This window comes from Erythrobacter sp. S158 (assembly GCF_057364915.1).
Window position 1 is genome coordinate 1,000,590 of the sequence record NZ_CP200279.1, and the last position, 21,010, is coordinate 1,021,599.

The following is a 21,010-nucleotide window of genomic DNA, read 5'->3' on the forward strand; positions in this document are numbered from 1 at the left end:
TTCAGGCTCCGGGCTCGAACACGACCTTCCCGACCAACTCACGCCGTGCCATCGCTTCGAACCCTTCCCGCCAGCGAGACAGGGGAAGGGTGCGGTCGATTGCGGGGCTAATCCGGCCAGCCTCCGCAAGCTGCGCAATCGCAGCGTTGATTGCTGCGCCTCGCTCGGGAAAGCGGCGTGCGTATTCGCCGGCGCGCAGGCCGATGATCGAGAATCCCTTAATGAGCGGGATGTTGGTTGCGACTTCGGCGATTCTTCCGCTGGTGAAGCCGACCACGACCAGCTTGCCCCCAAAGGTCACGCAGCGGGTGGATTCGTCGAAGATGTCTCCACCGACCGGATCGAAGACAATGTCGCACAGGCGGCCGTCGGTGAGTTCGGCGACCTGCTCGCGGAAACGTCCCTCGGCGGTGATGACGGCGTCAGGCGAGCATGCCGCTTCGATTGCAGCGCGTTTGCCCGCAACGCCCGTCGCGGCGATCACCTTCGCCCCAAGCGCTTTGGCCAAATCGCAGGCGGCCAGTCCGACGCCGCCGCTTGCACCGTGCACCAGCACGGTTTGTCCGGCCGCCAGCCCGCATAGCTCAACAAGGCCGGTATAGGCTGTCGAATAGGCCGCGCCCATTGCGGCTCCCTGCGCGAAGTCGAAGCCTTCGGGCAAGCGCGACAGTCCGCGCTCAGGAATGCTCGCGATCTCTGCGAAGGCTCCGGTTTTGTTGCCGCCCATTACCCGGTCGCCGCGCGCAAAGCCGCTATCCGTATCCGCTTCGATCACCTCGCCAGCGCATTCGAGACCGCTTGTAAAAGGCAGCTCAGGTTTGAACTGGTACTTCCCCTTGGTCATCAACAGGTCGGGAAAGTTCAATGAGGCGGCGCGCACACGTACCAGAGCTTCGCCCGGCCTTCGCTCCGGCTCCGCCATGTCGGCAAGCGTGACGCCGGACAGGTCGTCCGACAGGCTTTCAACCCTCAGACCCTTCATGGTCATCAGAAATTGTCCTTGGCCGCCCTGAGCGCCGCGAAGGTCTCGTGCGGAGCATTGCCGCCCCAGCGCTCCATCAGCGCAGGATCGTCGGCGCGCAGAAAGGGGTTGGTCTCAAGCTCACGTTTGAGCACGGTCGGAACGGTCCATTCGCCGCGCGCGCGCTTCTCGTCGATCTCGCGGGCGTATTCCTGGAGTGCTTCGTTGTCGGGGTCGGCGTGAAGCGCAAACTTCGCGTTCGCCTGCGTGTATTCGTGCGCGCAATAGAGCACCGTGCCGGTCGAGAGGCGCTTGATACGCTCAAGGCTGCGCCAGAACTGTTCGGGCTCGCCTTCGAACATCCGCCCGCAGCCCAGCGCGAACACGCTGTCGCCGACGAAGGCCATGCCTTCCTCGACCACGTGATAAGCGATGTGGCCGTTGGTATGGCCCGACACGTCGATAACGTCGGCGCGGTGTTCGCCGAGGTTTACGGTGTCGCCGTGTGCGACCACGCGGTCGATCGGCGAGAGCTTCTCAACCTCCTTGGGAGCCAGCACACGCGCACCGGTCTTCTCTACAATCTCGACGTTCCCGCCGGCATGATCGGGATGCCAGTGGGTGTTCCAGATATGCGTGATCGTCCAGCCCTTGGCCTCCGCCTGCTTCAGATACTCCTTCGCATCCGGTGTATCGATCGCGGCAGTTTCGTCGGTCACGCTGTTGTGCAGCAGGAAGCCGTAATTGTCGGACAGGCAGGGGAACTGGTGAACTGTGAGCATGAGACTGTTTGGCTGTCCTATCGCTTCGCGGTTTGAGGACCCCAGTCTACGCCCATCCGCAGATGTAGGAAAGGCCCGCTCTCCGGTTTGGAGAACGGGCCTTTCCGAATGCCTTGAAAGGCGTTTGGCTTAGTCGTCCGACTTCTTGAGCGCTTCGCCCAAGATGTCGCCGAGCGATGCGCCCGAGTCCGACGAACCGAACTGCTGAACCGCTTCCTTCTCTTCGGCGATCTGACGCGCCTTGATCGAGAAGTTCGGCTTCTTCGAACGGTCGAAACCGGTGACCATCGCGTCGACCTTCGAACCGACCTGGAAGCGGTCGGGACGCTGTTCGTCGCGGTCACGGCCAAGGTCGCTGCGCTTGATGAAGCCGGTTGCGCCATCGTCGCCAACCTGAACTTCGAGGCCGCCATCGCGGACTTCGAGAACGGTGACGGTGACGGTCTGGCCCTTGCGGAGCGAACCGGCTGCGGCTGCGCCTGCTTCGGTCGGAGCGCCCTTTTCAAGCTGCTTCATGCCGAGGCTGATGCGTTCCTTGTCGACATCGACGTCCAGAACCACGGCCTTGACCTGCTCGCCCTTGCGGTGGAGCGCCAGAGCGTCTTCGCCCGAAATACCCCATGCGATGTCCGACATGTGGACCATGCCGTCGACGTCGCCGTCGAGACCGATGAACAGGCCAAACTCGGTAGCGTTCTTGACTTCGCCTTCGACTTCGGCGCCGACCGGGTGCTTCTCGGCGAACTCGTCCCACGGGTTGCGCTGAGCCTGCTTGAGGCCGAGGCTGATGCGACGCTTTTCGCTGTCGACTTCGAGGACCATGACTTCGACTTCCTGCGAGGTCGAGACGATCTTGCCCGGATGGACGTTCTTCTTGGTCCAGCTCATTTCGCTGACGTGGACCAGGCCTTCGATGCCCGGCTCGAGTTCGACGAATGCGCCGTATTCGGTGATGTTGGTGACCTGGCCGGTCAGCTTCATGTTGACCGGATACTTGGCAGCAACGCCATCCCAGGGATCGCTTTCAAGCTGCTTCATGCCGAGGCTGATGCGCTGCGTTTCGGCGTTGATGCGCACGATCTGCACGGTCACGGTGTCGCCGATGGCGATCACTTCGCTCGGGTGGTTGACGCGCTTGTAGCTCATGTCGGTGACGTGGAGCAGGCCGTCGATGCCGCCGAGGTCTACGAACGCACCGTAGTCGGTGATGTTCTTGACCACGCCGTCGATCACCTGACCTTCGGCCAGCTTGTCGATCAGCTCGCTGCGCTGTTCTGCGCGGGTTTCTTCAAGCACGGCGCGGCGTGAGACAACGATGTTGCCACGGCGACGGTCCATCTTGAGGATCTGGAAGGGCTGCGGCACTTCCATGAGCGGGGTGACGTCGCGCACGGGGCGGATGTCTACCTGCGAGCCCGGAAGGAAGGCCACGGCGCCGTCGAGGTCGACGGTGAAGCCGCCCTTGACGCGGCCGAAGATGCGGCCTTCGACGCGCTTGCCTTCGCCAAACTCGTTTTCGAGCTTGTCCCAGGCAGCTTCGCGGCGGGCGCGATCGCGCGACAGCATGGCTTCGCCGTCGGCGTTTTCGACGCGGTCCACGTAGACTTCGACTTCATCACCGACCGACAGGCCGTGATCGTCTTCGCCGCGTGCGAATTCCTTAAGGTTGACGCGGCCTTCGCTCTTGAGGCCTACGTCGATGACGGCGTGACCAGCTTCGATCGCGGTCACGGTGCCCTTTACGACGCGGCCTTCAAAGCCACCGTCGTCGGCGCCGCCGAGTTGTTCGTTGAGTAGCGCTTCGAAATCGTCGCGCGTTGGGTTGGGTGCAGTTGCCATAAGGCGTGCGTTTCCTGTTTAACGTTTGCTACCGGCCACCGGTTTTACCGGGGTCTTAAACCGCCTCCCACGCACCATTGCGAGGGCTAGCGGGGCAAGAGGCCGATTGCTCCACGCAGCCGGATGCTGTCGCAGAGGTCCTTTCAATCGCGCCATTATGTTTGGGGATTGCGAGAACGGCCGCGCGCTTAGGCCAAAGCACGCTGGAAAGCAAGCAAATTGCGGAGAGCTCTTACCGTGCTGCGAGCGCCTCTTGCACAGCCTCCAGCACCGTCTCAAACGCCTGCTCGCGGTCGAAGGCGGTGGTGTCGATCACCAGTGCATCAGATGCGGCCTTGAGCGGCGCGTCCTTGCGATTGATGTCGCGGGCGTCGCGGGCGACGATGTCCTTCTCGATCTCGGAGAGGGGGATTTCCTCCTCGTGGTCCATTTTCTTGTCGACCATTTCGAGCCAGCGGCGGCGGGCGCGCTCCTGCACGCTGGCGGTAATGAAGAGCTTCACGTCGGCATCGGGAGCAATGACCGTCCCGATATCGCGTCCATCGAGCACCGCGCCGCCCGGCTGCTCGGCAAAGGCGCGCTGGCGCTTGAACAAAGCCTCGCGCACCGCCGGATGGACCGAGACGCGGCTTGCCAGCCCGCCCGTTTCCTCCGCGCGCAGCACGTCGTCCTGCATCAGCTCATCGGGAAAGTCGCAGGCCGCCAGCGCATCGGCCGGGTCGTCGGGATTGCCGCCATTGATCGCGACCTGCCGCCCGACCGCGCGATAGAGAAGTCCCGTATCGAGATGCGGCACGCCGAAATGCTCGGCAAGCCGGCGGGCAATCGTACCTTTTCCCGATGCGGTAGGGCCATCGACGGCGATGATCATTGAGCGGATTTCCTTTTCTGAAATGCCTTTACCAGCCCGAAGATCGCGATGGCTGCCCAGAACCCTTCGAGCACGAGGCTCGGCCAGTTGGTGTGGACCAGCAGGCTGATCGTCAGCAGGCCCGCTCCGGTCAGGTTGGTGCCGTGCAGGATGAAGGGGTTCGGTTTCTCGACATAGGTGAGATAGGCATAGGCTCCGATGATGCAGGCCGTGCCGACAAAGCCGATCATCGAATAGATATCGAGCGGGGTCGTCATTGTATGTCCTTTGCGGCGGCAGCGGCTTTCTCCGCGTCGACCTTTTCGCGAAATTCCTTTGCGGCGTGCCTTTCGCGCTTGGAGCGTTCGCGGCCTTCATTCGGGGCCCAATCCCAGCGCAGCCAGATGAAATAGCTTAAGACCGGCAGCAACAGCACCGCCAGCCACAGCCTGCCGAGCTGGATCGCCTCGCCGTGAACGAGGTGGTCGTAGATGACCGACCCGAGCACGAAGATGCCGATGCCAAGCGAGTAGAGTGCGATTTTTTCCTTCATTGCGCCGCGCTTTCAAGCACCTGCACGAAGGTGGGAAAGCTGGTCGCGATCGGGTCGGTGTCGTCGATTTCGACCCCGTCGCGGCTTGCGAGACCAGCGACTGCCATGCTCATCGCGATGCGGTGGTCGAGATGGGTTTTGACCCGCGCGTTGGACGTGCCCCGAAGCGGTTCTCCGCCAGTGCCGTAAATGGTGAGGCCGTCTTCATGTTCCTCGACCCGCGCGCCTGCTGCGGTGAGGGCGGCGGCCATGACCGAGATGCGGTCGCTTTCCTTGACGCGCAGTTCTTCTAGGCCGGTGGTTGTGGTGGTCCCTTCCGCCATCGCGGCGGCGACAAACAGAACAGGGAATTCATCGACCATGCTCGGCACGATGGCCGGGTCGACCTCAATGCCTTTGAGCGGAGCATGGCGCACGCGCAGATCGGCCACAGGCTCGCCTCCGACCTCGCGCCGGTTCAGTTCCTCGATATCCGCGCCCATCTGCTTGAGCACGGTGACAATCCCAGCGCGCGTCGGGTTGAGGCCGACATTCTCGACCACAAGGTCGCTTCCCGGTACGATGCTGGCGGCAACCAGAAAGAAGGCAGCAGAGGACGGGTCGCCGGGGACGGTGACGTCCATCGGCTGAAGGTCGGCCTCGCCGTGGATCGCGATGACGCGTTCTCCGTTTTCTTCGCTGACTTCGAGGTTCGCGCCGAACCCTCTGAGCATGCGCTCGGTATGGTCGCGGGTGGCGACCGGTTCGATGATGCGGGTGATGCCCGGCGTGTTAAGCCCTGCGAGAAGCACGGCGCTTTTCACCTGCGCGCTTGCCACGGGCAGGCGATAGGTAATCGGCACGGCGGGAGACGCGCCGCGCAGCATGCATGGCAGGGTGCCTCCTCGCGATGCCTCGAAACTCGCGCCCATCTGGCTCAGCGGTTCGATCACGCGGTTCATCGGACGGCCTGACAGGCTCGCATCCCCGATGAAGGTCGCGGTGAGCCCATGGCTGGCGAGCAGTCCCATCATCAGTCGGGTCGAAGTGCCCGAATTGCCCATGTCGAGCGCGGTGCGCGGCTCGATCAGGCTGCCAAGGCCCGCGCCGTTCACGCGCCAGGTGCCGTCATCCTCGCGCACGATCCGCGCTCCGAGCTGGCGCATCGCGGCGGCGGTGGCGAGCACGTCTTCGCCTTCGAGCAATCCGGTGATCCGGCTTTCACCCACGGCAAGCCCTGCAAACATCAGCGCGCGGTGGCTGATCGACTTGTCGCCGGGCACGCGAAGGCGACCCTTTAGCGGCGCTGATGAGGTGAATGTGTACGATCCCATGGCGCGCAGGTCTTTGACAGCGGCTCTACCATCTGGCAAGGCGCGCCGCACTTTCGGACCGATACCTTGATAAAGAGGCGATCCGGTCCCACACAAGCTTACAAACTACCCGTGCCGCAGTCGCACTCGCGGCAAGACTAAGGACACTATCGAAATGGCGAAGCCTGAATGGGGAACCAAGCGTTCCTGCCCCGACTGCGGAACCCGCTTCTATGACCTGGGCAAGGACGATCCGGTCACCTGCATCGAATGCGGCAACACTTGGGAACCGGAACCCGTGCTGAAGTCGAAGCAGCCGATCCCGATCGACGATCCCAAGAAGAAGGATCAGGAAGCCGACAGCGATCTGAGCGGCGACGATGATGATGAACTGAAGGACATCGAGAACATTGACGACGACGATGATTCGCCCGACAACGACGTTGACCTTGGCGGCGACGATGACCTTGGCGTGGCCAAGGGCAAAGGCGACGACGAAGACGACGATACCTGATTTTGCTCTTGCGTTTCGCGAGGGGCGGTCTTAGAGGAGCGCTCCCTTGCGAATGCAGGGGTGCGGCCTTATCTTCGATAGGGTCACGACATCGATGAATTGGGGCCTTAGCTCAGCTGGGAGAGCGCAACACTGGCAGTGTTGAGGTCAGCGGTTCGATCCCGCTAGGCTCCACCATCGAACCATATTCAGTGAGTTGTCCGTTGTGATGGCTCCGCACGCTGGCCGACGAGGTTTCGTCCGCCGGCGTTTTTCGCGTTTATCGGACTTCGCAGGTCCGAGAGGAGTTTGAAGACGATGTTCGACAATCTGTCCGACCGCCTTGGCGGCGTCTTTGATCGCCTCACGGGTCGCGGTGCGCTGAGCGAACAGGACGTTCGCGACGCGATGCGCGAAGTGCGCGTGGCGCTGCTTGAGGCCGACGTTGCGCTTCCGGTTGCGAAGCGTTTCATCGATTCCGTAACCGAAAAAGCGATTGGCCAGGAAGTTCTCAAGGCGGTCAAGCCGGGGCAGCAGGTCGTCAAGATCGTCCACGACGAGCTCGTGGCGATGCTTTCGGGCGAGGAAGGCGAAGAGGCTACTGAAGGCCTGAACCTCGATGCAAAGCCTCCGGTCGTCATCATGATGGTCGGTCTTCAGGGCTCTGGTAAGACAACCACCACAGCGAAGCTCGGCAAGCTGATCCGCGAACGCTATGGCAAGAAAGCCATGATGGCCTCGCTCGACGTCAACCGTCCGGCAGCGCAGGAACAGCTGGCGGTGCTGGGCGAGCAGACGCAAGTCGCGACCCTGCCGGTTATCGCGGGCCAGCAGCCGGTCGACATCGCGCGGCGCGCGATGGAGTCGGCTCGTCTCCAGAATTTCGACGTGCTGTTGCTCGACACCGCGGGCCGCCTGCATGTCGACGAAGCGCTGATGGCCGAGATGAAAGCCGTCTCGCAGGTATCGGCCCCGACCGAAGTGCTGCTGGTCGTCGACTCCCTGACGGGTCAGGACGCAGTTAACGTCGCGCAGAGCTTTAGCGGCGAAGTCCCGCTCACCGGCGTGGTTCTCACCCGGATGGACGGCGATGCGCGCGGCGGTGCGGCGCTTTCGATGCGCGCAGTCACGGGCAAGCCGATCAAGTTTGCAGGGACGGGCGAAAAGCTCGACGCGATCGAAACCTTCCGCCCCGGCTCGGTGGCCGACCGCATCCTCGGCATGGGCGACGTTGTGAGCCTCGTCGAAAAGGCGGCTGCGACGATCAAGGAAGAAGAGGCCGCAAAGCTCGCCGAGAATTTCGAGAAGGGCAAATTCGACCTCAACGACCTGCGCATGCAGCTCAAGCAGATGCAGAACATGGGCGGTCTTGGAATGCTTGCCGGCATGATGCCGGGCATGAAGAAGGCCAAGCAGGCGATGGCCGCGTCGAATATGGATGACAAGGTGCTCGTTCACATGGATGCGATCATCTCCTCGATGACCAACAAGGAGCGCGAGCGTCCCGAACTGATGAACGCCAAGCGCAAGAAGCGCGTGGCCGCGGGCAGCGGGACCGACGTTCAGACGGTCAACAAACTCCTCAAGATGCACCAGGAAATGAGCCGCGCAATGAAGCAGCTTCGCAAGATGGGCGGGCTCAAGGCGCTGGCTGGCATGTTTGGCGGCGGCGGTGGCCTTCCCGGCGGAATGCCGCCTGGCATGGGCGGCCCCGGCGGCGGGGGCGGCTTGCCTGGCCTCGGCGGCGCTGGCGGCCTTCCACCCGGACTTCCCGGTCTTGGCGGACCGAAGAAAAAGTAAACTCACAAATTAAACGAATTCAGATATTTAAACTCGAAAGGTAATCTACAATGGCAGTTGCAATCCGTCTGTCGCGCGGTGGCGCGAAGAAGCGTCCTTACTACCGCATCGTCGTCTCGGACTCGCGCAGCCCGCGTGACGGCAAGTATCTCGAGCAGATCGGCACCTACAACCCGCTGCTCGCCAAGGATGACGAGAACCGCGTCAAGCTCAACGAAGACCGCGCCAAGTACTGGCTCGGCGTTGGCGCTACGCCGTCCGACCGCGTCATGCGTTTCCTCGATGCCGCCGGCATCATGGAACGTCCGGCCCGCAACAACCCTCAGAAGGCAGAACCGGGCGAAAAGGCCAAGGAACGCGCCGAGGAAAAGGCTGAGAAGCTGAAGGAAGCCGAAGAAGCAGCCAAGGCCGCCGAAGAGGAAGCCAAGGCAGCAGCCGAAGCTCCGGCAGAAGAAGAAGCGCCCGCTGAAGAGGCTCCTGCTGAAGAAGCAACGGCTGAAGAAGCTCCGGCGGAAGAAGCTGCCGAAGACGCTGCTGAAGACAAGGCAGAAGGCTAAGCCTCGCCTTGGCGGACACGTCCGACACGCAAGCTGCGCCCGGTCTGGTGGAATTGGCCGCTATCACCGGCGCGCACGGCGTGGCGGGCGAGGTCCGCTTGAAGCTGTTTGGCGAGGGGCTCGATGCCCTACGCCAGCACAAGAGCTTTAACGAGGGCGCACTGACCCTCAAGAAAGTCCGTTCCGATAACAAGGGCGGCGCCATCGCCCGCTTTGCCGAGGTGCAGGGGCGGGGCGAGGCTGAAAGGTTGCGCGGCACGGTGCTGACCGTTCAGCGCGAGGCTTTGCCCGAGCTCGAAGAGGGCGAGTACTACCACGCCGACCTGATCGGGCTCGCGGTCGAAACCAACGCTGGAAATGTGATCGGCAAGGTTACTGCTGTCCAGAATTTCGGCGCAACCGACATCATTGAAATCGCACTCGACCCGCCGCCTGAAAAGGGCCTGAAAGCGATCATGGTTCCCATGACCAAGGCTGCCGTGATTGAATGGGACGCGGACCGGCTTGTCATTTCGCAGGATTTCGCCGACCAATAGCGCCTATGAGCGCGTCCGATCCCTCTATCGAATACGCGACTTCCACAGAGCTGTGGAAGCGGCTCGACAGCTATGTGATCGGCCCGGAAACCGCCACGCTCTCCTTCCCCGCACGACTGGCGCGCGAAAACCGCTGGGAAGCCGACTTCACCAGCCGAGTGATCTGCGAATATAAGCGTTTCTGCTACCTCGCCGTGACCGCCGGCCAGGAAGTGACCCCGTCGGATGCGGTCGACCAGGCGTGGCACCTGCACCTCACCTACAGCCGTGATTATTGGGGCGAGTATTGCGAGGAGATCCTGCAATGCGACCTCCACCACGGTCCGACCGCTGGCGGAGCGGCGGAAAAGTCGCGGTTCTACGATCAATATGCCGAGACGCTCGAACTCTACGAGGACGCTTTTGGTGAGGCCGCACCGCCCGATATCTGGCCCGCTGCTCAGCGCCGCTTTGGCCGCGATCCCAAGGGCATACGCGTTAACCCCGATGATGTTATGGTGCTGGAAAGACGCGTCGCTATCCTCGGCGCGTTTGGCTGGATCGCGCTGGGTGTGGGTATCGCGGTCGTAGTAGGAGTGATATTCTGATGGAGCTTTTCGCGTCTTACACCGGCGGCGATTTTCTCGTTTTCTACTGTATCATGCTCGTCACCTGCATCTTCGCAGGCTTGTGGATCCCTGCAAACCTGCGCCCTGAAGGGAGGCGCGGCGAGGTCGAGGATCTCGAGGAAGTCGCAGTCCTAACCGGCGGAGCCGACCGGCTGAGTGTAGCGGTGCTTTCCTCGCTCTTTGCCAAGGGTGCTCTCGACGTGGATGAGAAGAAAAGACTCGCGGTCCGGCAGACCGGGGTGGCGGAGAATGACAGCGAGCGCGCGATCCTCGCCAAGGTTGGCGGCTTTCGCCCAGCCGAAGCGGGCCGCTCGATCAAAGTGCAGGCGGCGGCGGTGGAGACGCGGCTGATCCGGCGCGGCCTTATGATGGACGAGGGCGATAGGTGGAAGCTGCGCGCACTGTCGGCTGCGCCCTATGCTGCGCTGCTCGCCATCGGGCTTTACCGCCAACAAGCAGGGGCTGCGATCGGGGAGCCGACCGGGTTCCTCGTGGCTCTCATCATCATCACCCTGGTCCTCGGCCTTTTCCGCTTCGCGATGGGCAATCCGCGAACGATGGCCGGGAACGAAGTTGTCCGCTCGCTTGAGCAGAATGGCAGCCGTTTGCGGCGCGCACCGCAGGCGAACGAAGCGGGCTATGCCGTTGCAATCTTCGGTACAGGCGTATTGGTTGGCACGCCGTGGGAGCCAGTCCATGCCGCGCGCCAGTCCGGTACAGGCGGCGATGGCGGCGGATCGAGCGATAGCGGCGATGGTGGAGGCGGCTGCGGCGGAGGATGCGGCGGTTGCGGGGGCTAGCCCGCGTGAGTAGGGCGCGTGGCATGACCAAACTCAACGTAGCGATCTGCCAGGCGGCACCGATACCGCTCGACTTTGATGGCGGTATCGAGAAAGCAACGCGCCTTGCCAAGGAAGCCATCGATGCGGGCGCGCAGATGGTGGCTTTCGGAGAGACCTTCCTGGGTGGCTATCCGCTGTGGCTCGACGAGGCTCCGGGCGCGGCTTTATGGGACCATCCGGGGACCAAGGCGTGTCACCAGATCATGCTCGACAATGCTATTGTGCCGGGTGACGAGCGGCTGCTGCCGTTGCAAGAACTGTGCGATACGAGCGGCGCGGTTATCAGCCTCGGCGCGCATGAGCGGCTGCGGCAGAGCCTTTACAACAACCAACTGCTCTTCCGCCCAGGCGAAGCTCCGCTCGACCACCGCAAGCTGGTGCCGACCCATGGTGAGCGGCTGATCTGGATGCGCGGCGATGGCTCGACGCTGGGCGTGCATCAGGCCGAATGGGGCCGGGCGGGCAACCTTATCTGCTGGGAGCACTGGATGCCGCTAGCCCGCGCGGCGATGCACAATCTGGGCGAAAGCGTGCATGTGGCGGCCTGGCCGACGGTGCGTGAGGAATATGCGATTGCCTCGCGGCACTACGCGATGGAGGGGCGCTGCTTCGTGCTGGCGGCTGGGCTGGTGCAACGGCGTGGCGACCTGTTCGAGGGGCTGGAGCGGGTCGGCGGGGATGCCGACGTGAAAGCGCTGTTCGAAGCTATCGAAGGCGACATGCTCAACCGCGGCGGTTCGATGATCATCGCGCCCGATGCCCGGGTGCTAGCGCAAGCCGGCGAAGGCGAGGAGGTTCTCCACGCCGAACTGGACCTGAGCGAGATCGGACAGGGCCTCGCGAGCCTCGACATCGACGGGCACTACTCGCGGCCAGATGTGTTTGAACTGAATGTCGATACTCGGGCGAAGGACGGGGTGAATTGGTCGGATGATCGTTGAACTTATCATCTTGGCGATCGGACATATCGTACTGACCGGGGCGATATCGCTAGTGTTGCGACGCTCGGTGCATTCGCTTCACTATATCTTGATCGCGCTCATATCTTCGCTGGCAGTTACCGCCACGTTGCTAATCGCGTTCCTCGCTCTCTCGGATCGCCACGGGCAACCAGTGGTCGATCTCCTCTCGGAAAGTCTCAGTAATCAGACGTCCAGTTCCGCGATACTAGGGGCCTTCCTTGTAGGTTCAGCTGGGAGTGCACTAATCCTACGAGCATACGAACGGATGCGGCGGTCGCGAAACCTCGCATGACCTTCGCTGCCACCATCCTCACGCTCTACCCGGAGATGTTTCCCGGACCGCTGGGCACGTCGCTTGCGGGAAAGGCGCTTGAGCGCGGAAACTGGGCTTGCGCGACCGTTAACCCGCGCGACTTCGCCACTGACAAGCACCGCACCGTCGACGATACGCCCGCAGGCGGCGGGGCGGGAATGGTCCTCAAGGCGGACATCCTCGGCGCAGCGGTCGACAGCGTCGCGGATGAGCGTCCGATTCTTGCGATGACACCGCGCGGCAAGCCTATCACCCAGGCCCGCATTCGCGAGATCGCGGACGGTCCCGGCGTCACCATCATCTGTGGCCGGTTCGAGGGGTTCGATGAGCGACTGTTCGAAGCGCGCCCGCAGATCGAGGAAGTCAGCCTCGCCGACATCGTCCTTTCGGGCGGAGAAACGGCGGCGATTGCCATACTTGACGCTTGCATTCGGCTGCTTCCCGGAGTAATGGGCGCGGCTTCTAGCGGGACCGAGGAGTCGTTTGAGGACGGCCTTCTTGAATACCCGCAATATACCCGACCTTACGAATGGGAAGGGCGCACGATCCCCGAAGTGCTGCGATCGGGGGATCATGCGAAGATCGCTGCTTGGCGAAAGTCAAAAAGCGAAGAGATTACACGGTTACGCAGACCGGACCTTTGGGAACGTCATGAGGGCGTTCGGGACCAGTCTGCCTCTGGCGCGCGGCGAAAGAACAAGGATACGGACCAGTGAACCTGATCCAGCAAATCGAAGCCGAAGAAATCGGCAAGGTCGAACGTGAAATTCCCGACTTCCGCGCAGGCGACACCGTTCGCGTGGGCGTCAAGGTGAAGGAAGGCAACCGCGAGCGTGTGCAGAACTTCGAAGGCGTTGTGATTGCGCGTTCGAACCGCGGCATGGGCTCCAACTTCACCGTCCGCAAGATCAGCTTCGGCGAAGGCGTGGAGCGTGTGTTCCCGCTGTACTCGCCGATCGTCGATTCGATCACCGTCGTTCGTCGCGGTGTCGTGCGTCGTGCGAAGCTGTACTACCTGCGTGGCCGCACCGGTAAGCGTGCGCGTATCGCCGAGCGTCGCGAGAACGTCGCTAAGGCATAAGCCTCGCTGGCATAGCGAAATTCGTAAAGGGCGGTCCTTGCAAGGGCCGCCCTTTTTCGTTGCGGGGTTGCAAAGATTGTCCGCGATTGCGAGAGCCTGACCCGAATGACAACGAAGGGGCTTTCCTTGAGATGCGAACTGCTTTGCTTGCTGCCGCCGCCGCAATCCTTTTGCCGACCACTGCTTTCGCGGACGCGCACATGACCGAGAGCTCTCCTGAACTCACATTCGAACGCGTCTTTGCCTCCCCATCGCTTAACGGACCGACCCCGCGCGCGGTCAAGTTCTCGCCCGATGGCAAGTACCTGACCCTGCTGCGCAACCGCGAGGAGGATTCCTCGCGCTACGACCTGTGGGGATATGACTTCGCCACGCGCGAATGGCGCATGCTGGTCGACAGCGAGGCGATCGGTTCGGGCCGTGAGCTATCCGAAGATGAAAAGATGCAGCGAGAGCGTGCGCGCGTCGGCAGCCTCAAGGGTATCATCTCCTACCAATGGGCAAGCGATGGCTCGGGCGTTCTCGTGCCCATCGACGGCGACCTTTATTTCGCCAAGCTCGACGGGACGGTTCAGCGCTTGACCGATACTGAGGAAAGCGAACTCAACCCCAAGCTTTCGAACAAGGCGGGCTACGTTTCCTTCGTGCGCGATCGCCAGCTGTGGGTCGGGGAAGTGGGAAGCGAAGCGGCTCCGATCACGCCCAAGGAAGAAGACACGATCCGCTGGGGCGAAGCCGAATTCGTCGCGCAGGAAGAGATGAGCCGTCTCACAGGGTATTGGTGGGGACCGAACGACCAGCGCATCGCCGTTCAGCGCACCGATGAAAGCCCGGTCGGTATCGTCACTCGCGCAGCTATCGGTGCAACCGGCACGCAGGTCTTCGACCAACGCTATCCGGTGGCTGGCTCGGACAACGCGATTGTCGAACTTTATGTGATGGACCCCGATGGCGGGAACCGTGTGAAGGTGGACCTTGGCGATAACACCGACATCTACATCGCCCGTGTGAACTGGGGGCCGGACGACTACCTCTACGTCCAGCGCCAGAACCGCGAACAGACCGTGCTCGACATGCTCAAGGTCGATCCTTCGACGGGCGAGAGCGAGGTCTGGTTCACCGAAACCGCCGCGCGCGACGACTATTGGATCAACCTGTCGGATAATTACCGCTTCCTTAAAGATGGCAGCCTCTTGTGGTGGTCGGAGCGGGATGGCTTCGGCAATTTCTACCGCTTCGACGGAGAGAACTGGACGCAGCTTACGAGCCGCAAGGAGCCTGTCACCGCGCTGGTCGGAGTGGATCAGGACGGGGACAAGCTGTATTATCGTGCAGTGACCGACGTTCTGACCGAGCAGGTCTACGTCTCCAGCCTGTCCGCCGAAAGCGAACCGACGCTGCTCACCGATCCCGACTACACGAACTCGGCCAGCATGGACCCAACGGGCAAGGGCCTGCTCATCAGCCGTTCGGCGACCGATCAGCCGACCCAAAGCTACATCGCGGATACGAGAGGCGAACGGCTTGTCTGGGTCGAGGAAAACGCGCTCGACGCGGATCATCCCTACACGCCGTTTCTGCTGAGCCACACGCCGCCCGAATACGGCACGATCCCCGCCGAGGACGGCACGCCGCTGCATTACATGATGCTCAAGCCTGAGATGGAGCCGGGCAAGCAGTATCCAGTGTTCTACTATCACTATTCCGGGCCGGGTCCGCAGGTCGTGGACAAGGGCTGGGGCGGCGCTCTGGCGCAGGCGGTCGTCGACAAGGGCTATATCTGGTTCGCGCTCGACAATCGCGGCTCAGCCAATCGCGGCGTCGATTTCGAGCAACCGCTCTACCGCGCCATGGGCGGGGTCGAAGTGCGCGATCAGAAGACCGGTGCCGAGTTTCTCAAGACGCTCGATTACGTCGATGCAGAGAAGATCGCGATCTACGGCTGGTCCTATGGTGGCTACATGACGCTGAAGCAGTTGCAGGCTGATCCGGGGCTTTATGCAGCCGGTATCTCAGGCGCGCCCGTGACCCGCTGGGGCCTGTACGATACGCACTATACCGAACGCTTCATGGGCGACCCTCGCGAGGTGCCGGAAGCCTATGAAGCCGCGAGCGCCATTCCCAACGCGACCAAGATCAGCGATCCGCTGCTGCTGATCCACGGCATGGCGGACGATAACGTGGTGTTCGAGAACTCCTCAGAGCTCATCAGCGTGCTTCAGGAAAACAATGTCCCGTTTGAGATGATGCTTTATCCCGGCTACACGCACCGCGTCGGCGGCGAACAGGTCAGCCCGCATCTGTGGAACACGATGTTCCGCTTTCTCGAAAGCCACGGAGTGACGCCGCCGGAGTAATTCAGGCGAGCCACTCCAGCGCCTTGGCGGCGACTTCGTCAGGCGCTTCGACCTGAGGGTAGTGGCCGACAGTCTCGATCAGGTGGTGCCTCGCGTCCGGCACCACTTCGCGCCATTTGTCATAGGCGTGCTTGCCCGAAACCGGGTCGAGCGCGCCGTTGATGAGGCCGATCTTGCCTTGCGCTGCGACCAGAGCCGCTTCCCACCGCTCCTTATGCTCGACCCGGTCGGCGATGTAGTGGAGCAGCTTGTGCGTGATCCGGTTGCCGCCCTTGTAGCTGATGAACTCCCAGAACTCGTCGAGTTCCTGCTCGCTAGGCTGGGTGTCGGGGCCGAACACTTCGGAAAAGCTCTTGCCGAACCCCTTTCGGCTCATCAGCAGCCCCAGCAGGAACCCGAAAGGCGAATCGCCGAGTTTCTGCATCGGGCGAGGGCGGTGCTGGTCGGGGAAGATGCCGCCATTGAGGAACACCATTTTGCCAAGGCCCTTCGCGCCTGAGCCATCCTGCTGCCGCGCCAGCAATTCCTGTCCGACCGATACGCCGTAATCGTGCACCAGCGCATCGAAGTCGCCCACGCCAAGCTCGCTCAGAAGCGCTTCCTGAAGATCGGTCTGGCGATGGATCGAATAGCCTGAGCGCGGCTTGTCCGACAGGCCGAACCCCAGCATGTCGGAAGCGATCAGATGGTGTTTCTCCGCCAGCATTTCCCACACGGGAACCCAGTCCCACGCGCAGGTCGGAAACCCATGCACAAGCAACACCGGCCTCGCTTCGGGATCGCCGCCTGCCCAATAGGCGATCTTGTGCCCATCAAAGTGGAATTGCTTGGCCCGATTGTGCCAGTCTCGCGTAGTCAGCGTCACGTCTTTCCCCTTGCCAAGGGGGCATAGTGTCGCCACCTCACGGCGCAAGAAACTTAATCGGAGAATGTGAATTGGGTTACCGGGTGGCTATCGTCGGCGCGACGGGCAATGTCGGACGCGAAATGATGCAGGTGCTGGCCGAGCGCGAATTCCCGATTGAGGAAATCGCGGCGGTCGCCAGCGGGCGCAGCCAGGGATCAGAGGTTGAATTCGGCGACACCGGCAAGATGCTCAAATGCAAGAATATCGAGCATTTCGACTGGTCGGGCTGGGACATCGCGCTGTTCGCCGCCGGAAGCGGACCTGCCAAGGAGTACGCGCCCAAAGCGGCGGCTGCGGGCTGCGTAGTGATCGACAATTCCTCACTCTATCGGATGGAACCAGACGTGCCTCTGATCGTGCCGGAGGTGAACCCCGATGCGATCGACGATTATTCCAAGCGAAACATCATCGCGAACCCCAACTGCTCGACTGCGCAACTGGTTGTGGCGCTCGCTCCGTTGCACAAGGCGGCGACGATCAAGCGCGTCGTTGTCTCCACCTACCAGTCGGTTTCCGGCGCGGGCAAGGCGGGGATGGACGAGCTCTTCGAACAATCACGCGCGATTTTCGTGGGCGATCCGGTCCAGCCGTCCAAGTTCACCAAGCAGATCGCCTTCAACGTGATCCCGCATATCGACGTCTTCCTCGACGATGGTTCGACTAAGGAAGAGTGGAAGATGATGGTCGAGACCAAGAAGATCCTCGACCCCAAGATCAAACTGAACGCGACCTGCGTGCGCGTGCCGGTCTTCGTCGGCCACTCCGAGGCGGTGAACATCGAGTTCGAGAACGAGCTTTCGGCAGAGCAGGCACAGGATATCCTGCGCGAGGCTCCCGGCATCATGCTGGTCGATAAGCGCGAGGACGAAGGCTACGTGACCCCGGTCGAAAGCGCCGGCGACAGCGCGACCTATATCAGCCGCGTGCGTGAGGACCCGACGGTCGAGAATGGCATCACCTTGTGGTGTGTGTCCGACAATCTGCGTAAGGGCGCGGCATTGAACGCGGTGCAGATCGCAGAACTGCTCGGTCGACGTCATCTGAAGAAAGGCTGAAGCGATGCGGGCACTGGTGATCGCAGCCTCTTGCCTGGCACTAGCTGCCTGTGGCGGGTCGGATGTACCGTCGCCAGCCGAACGGCTTGAACAACGCGAGGGCGGGGCGGTCGCCGAGATCATCGATCCGGGCCAGGTCACTCTTAAGTCCGAAGGCCTCGTTGCTGGCCCTGACGCGTTCTTCTTTGCTGCCGGACAAAGCGAAGTCGAAGCCGCACTCACACGCGCAATCGGCGAGCCGGGTGAGATCATGGACATGCCCGAATGCGGCGCGGGGCCAATGGAGAGCTCTACCTATCCGGGCGGGCTGACAGTCAATTACCAGGACGGAATCCTTGTCGGCTGGCTGGTCAACGAGCCGTCGGACTCAATCGGAGTAGAAGGCCTGCCCGTCGGCACCCCGCGCTCTGATCTGGAAGCCATGCCTGGCTTTGCCCTGATCGAAGGCAGTACGCTGGGCGAGGAATTCATGCTTGGCGACAGGTTTGCGGGCTTCATCGAGGATGATGCGGTTTCCATGCTTTATTCAGGGACGCAGTGTTTTTTCCGCTGAAGCGCGCTAGGCTCGCGTCATGACATTATCAGCCGATCTGTTCTTCAGCTTCCGCTCGCCTTATTCCTACCTCGCCGTGGGCCGGTACCGCGATATGGCGCGCGAATACGATCTGGACATCACGCTTCGCACCGTATGGCCCATTGCGATCCGCGATCCTGATATTCTGTTCACCGGCAACCCTGCGGCGCCGCGTTACATCGTGATGGATTGCATGCGCGCAGGGCAGTTTCTGGGCATTCCGATCAGCTGGCCCAGGCCCGATCCGGTGGTGCAGAATTTGATGACCCGCGAGATTGCTGAGGAACAACCTTACATTCACCGTCTCTGCCGCCTTGGACAGGCGGCTACACGACGCGGCAAGGGATTGGAGTTTGCCGCCGAAGTCGCTCCGATCATATGGGACGGCAGCGTCGATGGCTGGAATGAAGGCGATCACCTCGCGCGCGCATCTGAACGCGCTGGCCTCGACCTTGCCGAGATCGACGCGGAGGCCGAGAGCGACGCTGAAGCGCTCGACGCCGAGATCGCCGACAATCAGAAAGCGCTGGAAGCCGCAGGTCATTGGGGCGTGCCCACGCTTGTCTTCGACGGGGAGCCGTTCTTCGGCCAGGACCGGGTCGAGATGGCGAAGTGGCGCATGGAGCAGAAGGGTCTGACGAAGCGGTGATAATTCATCCGGACGCGACAGATCAGGAAGTGCGCGCGCATATCGATGCGGAATATGTAAGAGGAAAACATAAATCGGGCTGGTCTTACATCTACAGCAATCAGTCCAGTCGTCGAAATCCGAGATTGGTGACAATTGGCCTCAACCCCGGTGGCGGTCGGGGCGACTACGATTGGAGTGCGGATAAACGGCTGATTTTCGAAGACGACGATAAGCACGCAAACGCCTATTTCGATCAGAGGTGGGGCGAAAACGATCAACCCACTCCTCTGCAAACTCAAATTCGAGCCATGAAGTCTAGGCACTTTGATGATATTCCAACTGACCAGATACTCAGTTTCCAGTTAATCCCCTTCCGAAGCCCGAGCTGGCACGAGCTTGCTGACGATCAGCGCAATAGGGCTGTCGATGTCGGATTTGGCCTACTCGGCTGGACGCTTGCCAATCTGAAGACGTCAACAACTGTTGTGGCGTTCGGGCTATCGCAGTTTGAACAAAGACTTGTCGGTTGGTTTCGTGGGACCGAACCGCGAACATTTGGCGTAGGGTGGGGGCGTGTTTCGGCAACGGTTTGGTCAACACCATACGCAGCCAAGCTCATTTTTCTGCCGCATCTGAGCCGATATCGAATATTTGGTCGTCCAGAATTCACTGAAGAGAGCATGATCTTTGGCTGAGAACAGTTTCATATCCTTCGACGGCACGCGCCTCGCGGTCCACCGCGCGGGTGAAGGACGCCCCGTGGTGCTCTTGCATGGCCTGTTCTCGAGCGCTTTCATGAACTGGACCAAGTGGGGCCATCACACGCGGCTTGCCGATGCCGGGTTTGAGGCGATCATGCTCGATTTCCGCGTTCACGGCGACAGCGACGCGCCGCATGATCCCGCCTCTTATCCTAAGGGCGTGCTGGTGCGCGATGCGGCGGCGCTCGTGGAGCATCTGGCGCTGGAGCCGGGCGAGTTCGACCTTGTCGGCTTTTCGCTTGGCGCGAGGACCGCGATCCATGCGGTTGCGCACGGGATTCTGGAGCCGCGCAAGCTGGCGATCTGCGGTATGGGCGTGGCCGGTCTGGCCGAATGGGAGCGGCGTGCGGCGCACTTCAAGAGGGTGATCGACGAGTTTGACACGATCAAGCCGGGTGATCCGGCCTATGTGGCGCGCACTTTCCTCAAGTCGCAGGGGGTCGACCGGGTTGCGGCGCGGCTCTTGCTCGATGCAATGGAGGATTTCGACCTCGCGCGTCTGGCGAGCATCACCATGCCGACAGGGGTAATCTGCGGCGACGAGGACAACGACAATGGCTCTGCCGAAGAGCTGACCGCGCTGCTTCCCAACGCGACTTATTATGAGGTGCCCGGCAGCCACCTCAATTCCGTCACCAAGCCCGAGCTTGGCGAGGCTCTGGTGGAGTTTCTGACCGCATGACCGTTTCCAAGCGCGCCTTCCTGCTCTGGTGGATCGGCGGCCTCGTCGCGTTCGGCATCGTCATCTGGCTGGGAAGCGGGATTACCGGGGGCGAAGTCACCCTCGGCATCCTCGACCACCAGGCTGCTGGCACGGCGGCGCGGGTGGACGAGATACAGCAGCAATGGCTTGCTGGCGGCGTCTTGGATCTTGCAAGGATCGCGATGGCAGGCGATCTCGTTTTCATCGGCATCTACGGCATCGGCTGCGTGCTTGCCGGGTTCTATTACCGCTCGCGCCCGCAGATCGTTCTCAAGGTCTTCGGTCTCACGGCCCTCGTCGCGGGCGTGCTGTTTCTCGCCACCGATTATGGCGAGACCATCGCGCAGTTCATCCAGCTGATGGAATTGCAAGGCGATGATGATCTGGCCGGATTCGCCGCCACGTTGCGCCCGGTAAAGGTGTTCGCCTTTATAGCAGCGACATTGGCCGTAATCGGCGCGCTTTTGGCGGAACGCCTTTCGTCGAGAGCATCTTGATAATCGCCTCAAAGCCGCGCAATCACGCTGGCCTGAGGACATTGACTGGAAAAGAC

24 protein-coding genes and 1 tRNA gene are annotated in these 21,010 nt (G+C 61.8%); 17 read left to right on the top strand and 8 right to left on the bottom strand.

Annotated elements, in window-relative coordinates:
* Nucleotide 1: 1 nt before the first annotated feature.
* The 7 genes from AC0V6T_RS05020 to aroA all read right to left on the bottom strand — a co-directional run bounded on the left by AC0V6T_RS05020 (nt 2) and on the right by aroA (nt 6,298).
* Nucleotides 2-982 carry an NADPH:quinone oxidoreductase family protein gene (locus tag AC0V6T_RS05020; protein ID WP_486128499.1) on the bottom strand — a complete coding sequence of 327 codons (981 nt, stop codon included), beginning with the start codon at nt 980-982 and terminating at the stop codon, nt 2-4.
* A gap of 5 nt (nt 983-987) precedes the next feature.
* Nucleotides 988-1,743, bottom strand: coding sequence for a hydroxyacylglutathione hydrolase (gene gloB / locus AC0V6T_RS05025; RefSeq protein WP_486124858.1), 756 nt, complete (start codon nt 1,741-1,743; stop codon nt 988-990).
* A gap of 129 nt (nt 1,744-1,872) precedes the next feature.
* A complete protein-coding gene (rpsA, locus tag AC0V6T_RS05030) occupies nt 1,873-3,582 on the bottom strand; it encodes a 30S ribosomal protein S1 (protein ID WP_007164488.1) in 1,710 nt (569 codons plus the stop codon).
* A 232-nt stretch (nt 3,583-3,814) separates the two neighbouring features.
* A complete protein-coding gene (locus AC0V6T_RS05035) occupies nt 3,815-4,453 on the bottom strand; it encodes a (d)CMP kinase (RefSeq protein WP_486124860.1) in 639 nt (212 codons plus the stop codon).
* The gene (locus AC0V6T_RS05040) at nt 4,450-4,710 is read right to left on the bottom strand and encodes a CBU_0592 family membrane protein (protein WP_111992754.1); all 261 of its coding nucleotides are present in this window, start codon (nt 4,708-4,710) and stop codon (nt 4,450-4,452) included. Before AC0V6T_RS05040 ends, AC0V6T_RS05035 begins: the two co-directional genes overlap by 4 nt.
* Entirely contained in the window at nt 4,707-4,985 is a 279-nt protein-coding gene (locus AC0V6T_RS05045; protein ID WP_486124863.1) for a hypothetical protein, read from the bottom strand. The genes AC0V6T_RS05040 and AC0V6T_RS05045 overlap by 4 nt, the downstream gene beginning before the upstream one ends.
* Nucleotides 4,982-6,298: a 3-phosphoshikimate 1-carboxyvinyltransferase gene (gene aroA / locus AC0V6T_RS05050; protein ID WP_486124865.1), complete on the bottom strand. Its 1,317-nt coding sequence runs from the start codon at nt 6,296-6,298 to the stop codon at nt 4,982-4,984. Before aroA ends, AC0V6T_RS05045 begins: the two co-directional genes overlap by 4 nt.
* 154 nt (nt 6,299-6,452) lie before the next feature.
* Here aroA and AC0V6T_RS05055 point away from each other — a divergent pair, with 154 nt between their 5' ends.
* The 11 genes from AC0V6T_RS05055 (at nt 6,453) to AC0V6T_RS05105 (ending at nt 15,826) form a co-directional block, all read left to right on the top strand.
* Nucleotides 6,453-6,791, top strand: coding sequence for a TIGR02300 family protein (locus AC0V6T_RS05055; protein ID WP_007164483.1), 339 nt, complete (start codon nt 6,453-6,455; stop codon nt 6,789-6,791).
* Nucleotides 6,792-6,892: 101 nt separating this feature from the next.
* Nucleotides 6,893-6,968 (top strand) — tRNA-Ala (locus AC0V6T_RS05060).
* A gap of 120 nt (nt 6,969-7,088) precedes the next feature.
* Nucleotides 7,089-8,570: a signal recognition particle protein gene (gene ffh, locus AC0V6T_RS05065; RefSeq protein ID WP_486124868.1), complete on the top strand. Its 1,482-nt coding sequence runs from the start codon at nt 7,089-7,091 to the stop codon at nt 8,568-8,570.
* Between the two features lie 50 nt (nt 8,571-8,620).
* Nucleotides 8,621-9,127 (top strand): 30S ribosomal protein S16, encoded by a 507-nt coding sequence (gene rpsP / locus AC0V6T_RS05070; protein ID WP_007164481.1) that lies wholly within the window; start codon nt 8,621-8,623, stop codon nt 9,125-9,127.
* Nucleotides 9,128-9,135: 8 nt separating this feature from the next.
* Nucleotides 9,136-9,663, top strand: a complete 528-nt coding sequence (rimM, locus tag AC0V6T_RS05075) for a ribosome maturation factor RimM (RefSeq protein ID WP_486124870.1) — start codon at nt 9,136-9,138, stop codon at nt 9,661-9,663.
* A gap of 5 nt (nt 9,664-9,668) precedes the next feature.
* A complete protein-coding gene (locus AC0V6T_RS05080; RefSeq protein WP_486124872.1) occupies nt 9,669-10,250 on the top strand; it encodes a glycine-rich domain-containing protein in 582 nt (193 codons plus the stop codon).
* Nucleotides 10,250-11,071, top strand: a complete 822-nt coding sequence (locus tag AC0V6T_RS05085) for a TIGR04222 domain-containing membrane protein (RefSeq protein WP_486124874.1) — start codon at nt 10,250-10,252, stop codon at nt 11,069-11,071. Before AC0V6T_RS05080 ends, AC0V6T_RS05085 begins: the two co-directional genes overlap by 1 nt.
* A 23-nt stretch (nt 11,072-11,094) precedes the next feature.
* Complete coding sequence (locus tag AC0V6T_RS05090) at nt 11,095-12,054, top strand: carbon-nitrogen hydrolase family protein (protein WP_486124876.1); 960 nt, start codon at nt 11,095-11,097, stop codon at nt 12,052-12,054.
* 309 nt (nt 12,055-12,363) lie between these two features.
* Nucleotides 12,364-13,104, top strand: coding sequence for a tRNA (guanosine(37)-N1)-methyltransferase TrmD (gene trmD / locus AC0V6T_RS05095; RefSeq protein ID WP_486124878.1), 741 nt, complete (start codon nt 12,364-12,366; stop codon nt 13,102-13,104).
* Nucleotides 13,101-13,469: a 50S ribosomal protein L19 gene (gene rplS / locus AC0V6T_RS05100; RefSeq protein WP_007164472.1), complete on the top strand. Its 369-nt coding sequence runs from the start codon at nt 13,101-13,103 to the stop codon at nt 13,467-13,469. Before trmD ends, rplS begins: the two co-directional genes overlap by 4 nt.
* 131 nt (nt 13,470-13,600) lie before the next feature.
* Entirely contained in the window at nt 13,601-15,826 is a 2,226-nt protein-coding gene (locus tag AC0V6T_RS05105; protein WP_486124881.1) for a S9 family peptidase, read from the top strand.
* A 1-nt stretch (nt 15,827) separates the two neighbouring features.
* Here AC0V6T_RS05105 and AC0V6T_RS05110 read toward each other — a convergent pair whose 3' ends face one another.
* The gene (locus AC0V6T_RS05110; RefSeq protein WP_486124883.1) at nt 15,828-16,691 is read right to left on the bottom strand and encodes an alpha/beta fold hydrolase; all 864 of its coding nucleotides are present in this window, start codon (nt 16,689-16,691) and stop codon (nt 15,828-15,830) included.
* Nucleotides 16,692-16,762: 71 nt separating this feature from the next.
* On the opposite strand from AC0V6T_RS05110, the gene AC0V6T_RS05115 reads away from it, so the two are divergent.
* Genes AC0V6T_RS05115 through AC0V6T_RS05140 form a run of 6 tightly spaced genes read left to right on the top strand, consistent with a single transcriptional unit; the run spans nt 16,763 to nt 20,954 of the window.
* A complete protein-coding gene (locus AC0V6T_RS05115) occupies nt 16,763-17,788 on the top strand; it encodes an aspartate-semialdehyde dehydrogenase (RefSeq protein WP_486124885.1) in 1,026 nt (341 codons plus the stop codon).
* 4 nt (nt 17,789-17,792) lie between these two features.
* Nucleotides 17,793-18,341, top strand: coding sequence for an aspartate-semialdehyde dehydrogenase (locus tag AC0V6T_RS05120; RefSeq protein WP_486124887.1), 549 nt, complete (start codon nt 17,793-17,795; stop codon nt 18,339-18,341).
* Between the two features lie 19 nt (nt 18,342-18,360).
* Nucleotides 18,361-19,011 (top strand): DsbA family protein, encoded by a 651-nt coding sequence (locus AC0V6T_RS05125; RefSeq protein ID WP_486124889.1) that lies wholly within the window; start codon nt 18,361-18,363, stop codon nt 19,009-19,011.
* A complete protein-coding gene (locus tag AC0V6T_RS05130) occupies nt 18,975-19,688 on the top strand; it encodes a hypothetical protein (protein WP_486124891.1) in 714 nt (237 codons plus the stop codon). The genes AC0V6T_RS05125 and AC0V6T_RS05130 overlap by 37 nt, the downstream gene beginning before the upstream one ends.
* Nucleotides 19,681-20,436: an alpha/beta fold hydrolase gene (locus tag AC0V6T_RS05135; protein WP_486124893.1), complete on the top strand. Its 756-nt coding sequence runs from the start codon at nt 19,681-19,683 to the stop codon at nt 20,434-20,436. The genes AC0V6T_RS05130 and AC0V6T_RS05135 overlap by 8 nt, the downstream gene beginning before the upstream one ends.
* Nucleotides 20,433-20,954 (top strand): hypothetical protein, encoded by a 522-nt coding sequence (locus tag AC0V6T_RS05140; protein ID WP_486124895.1) that lies wholly within the window; start codon nt 20,433-20,435, stop codon nt 20,952-20,954. Before AC0V6T_RS05135 ends, AC0V6T_RS05140 begins: the two co-directional genes overlap by 4 nt.
* Nucleotides 20,955-21,010: the final 56 nt, after the last annotated feature.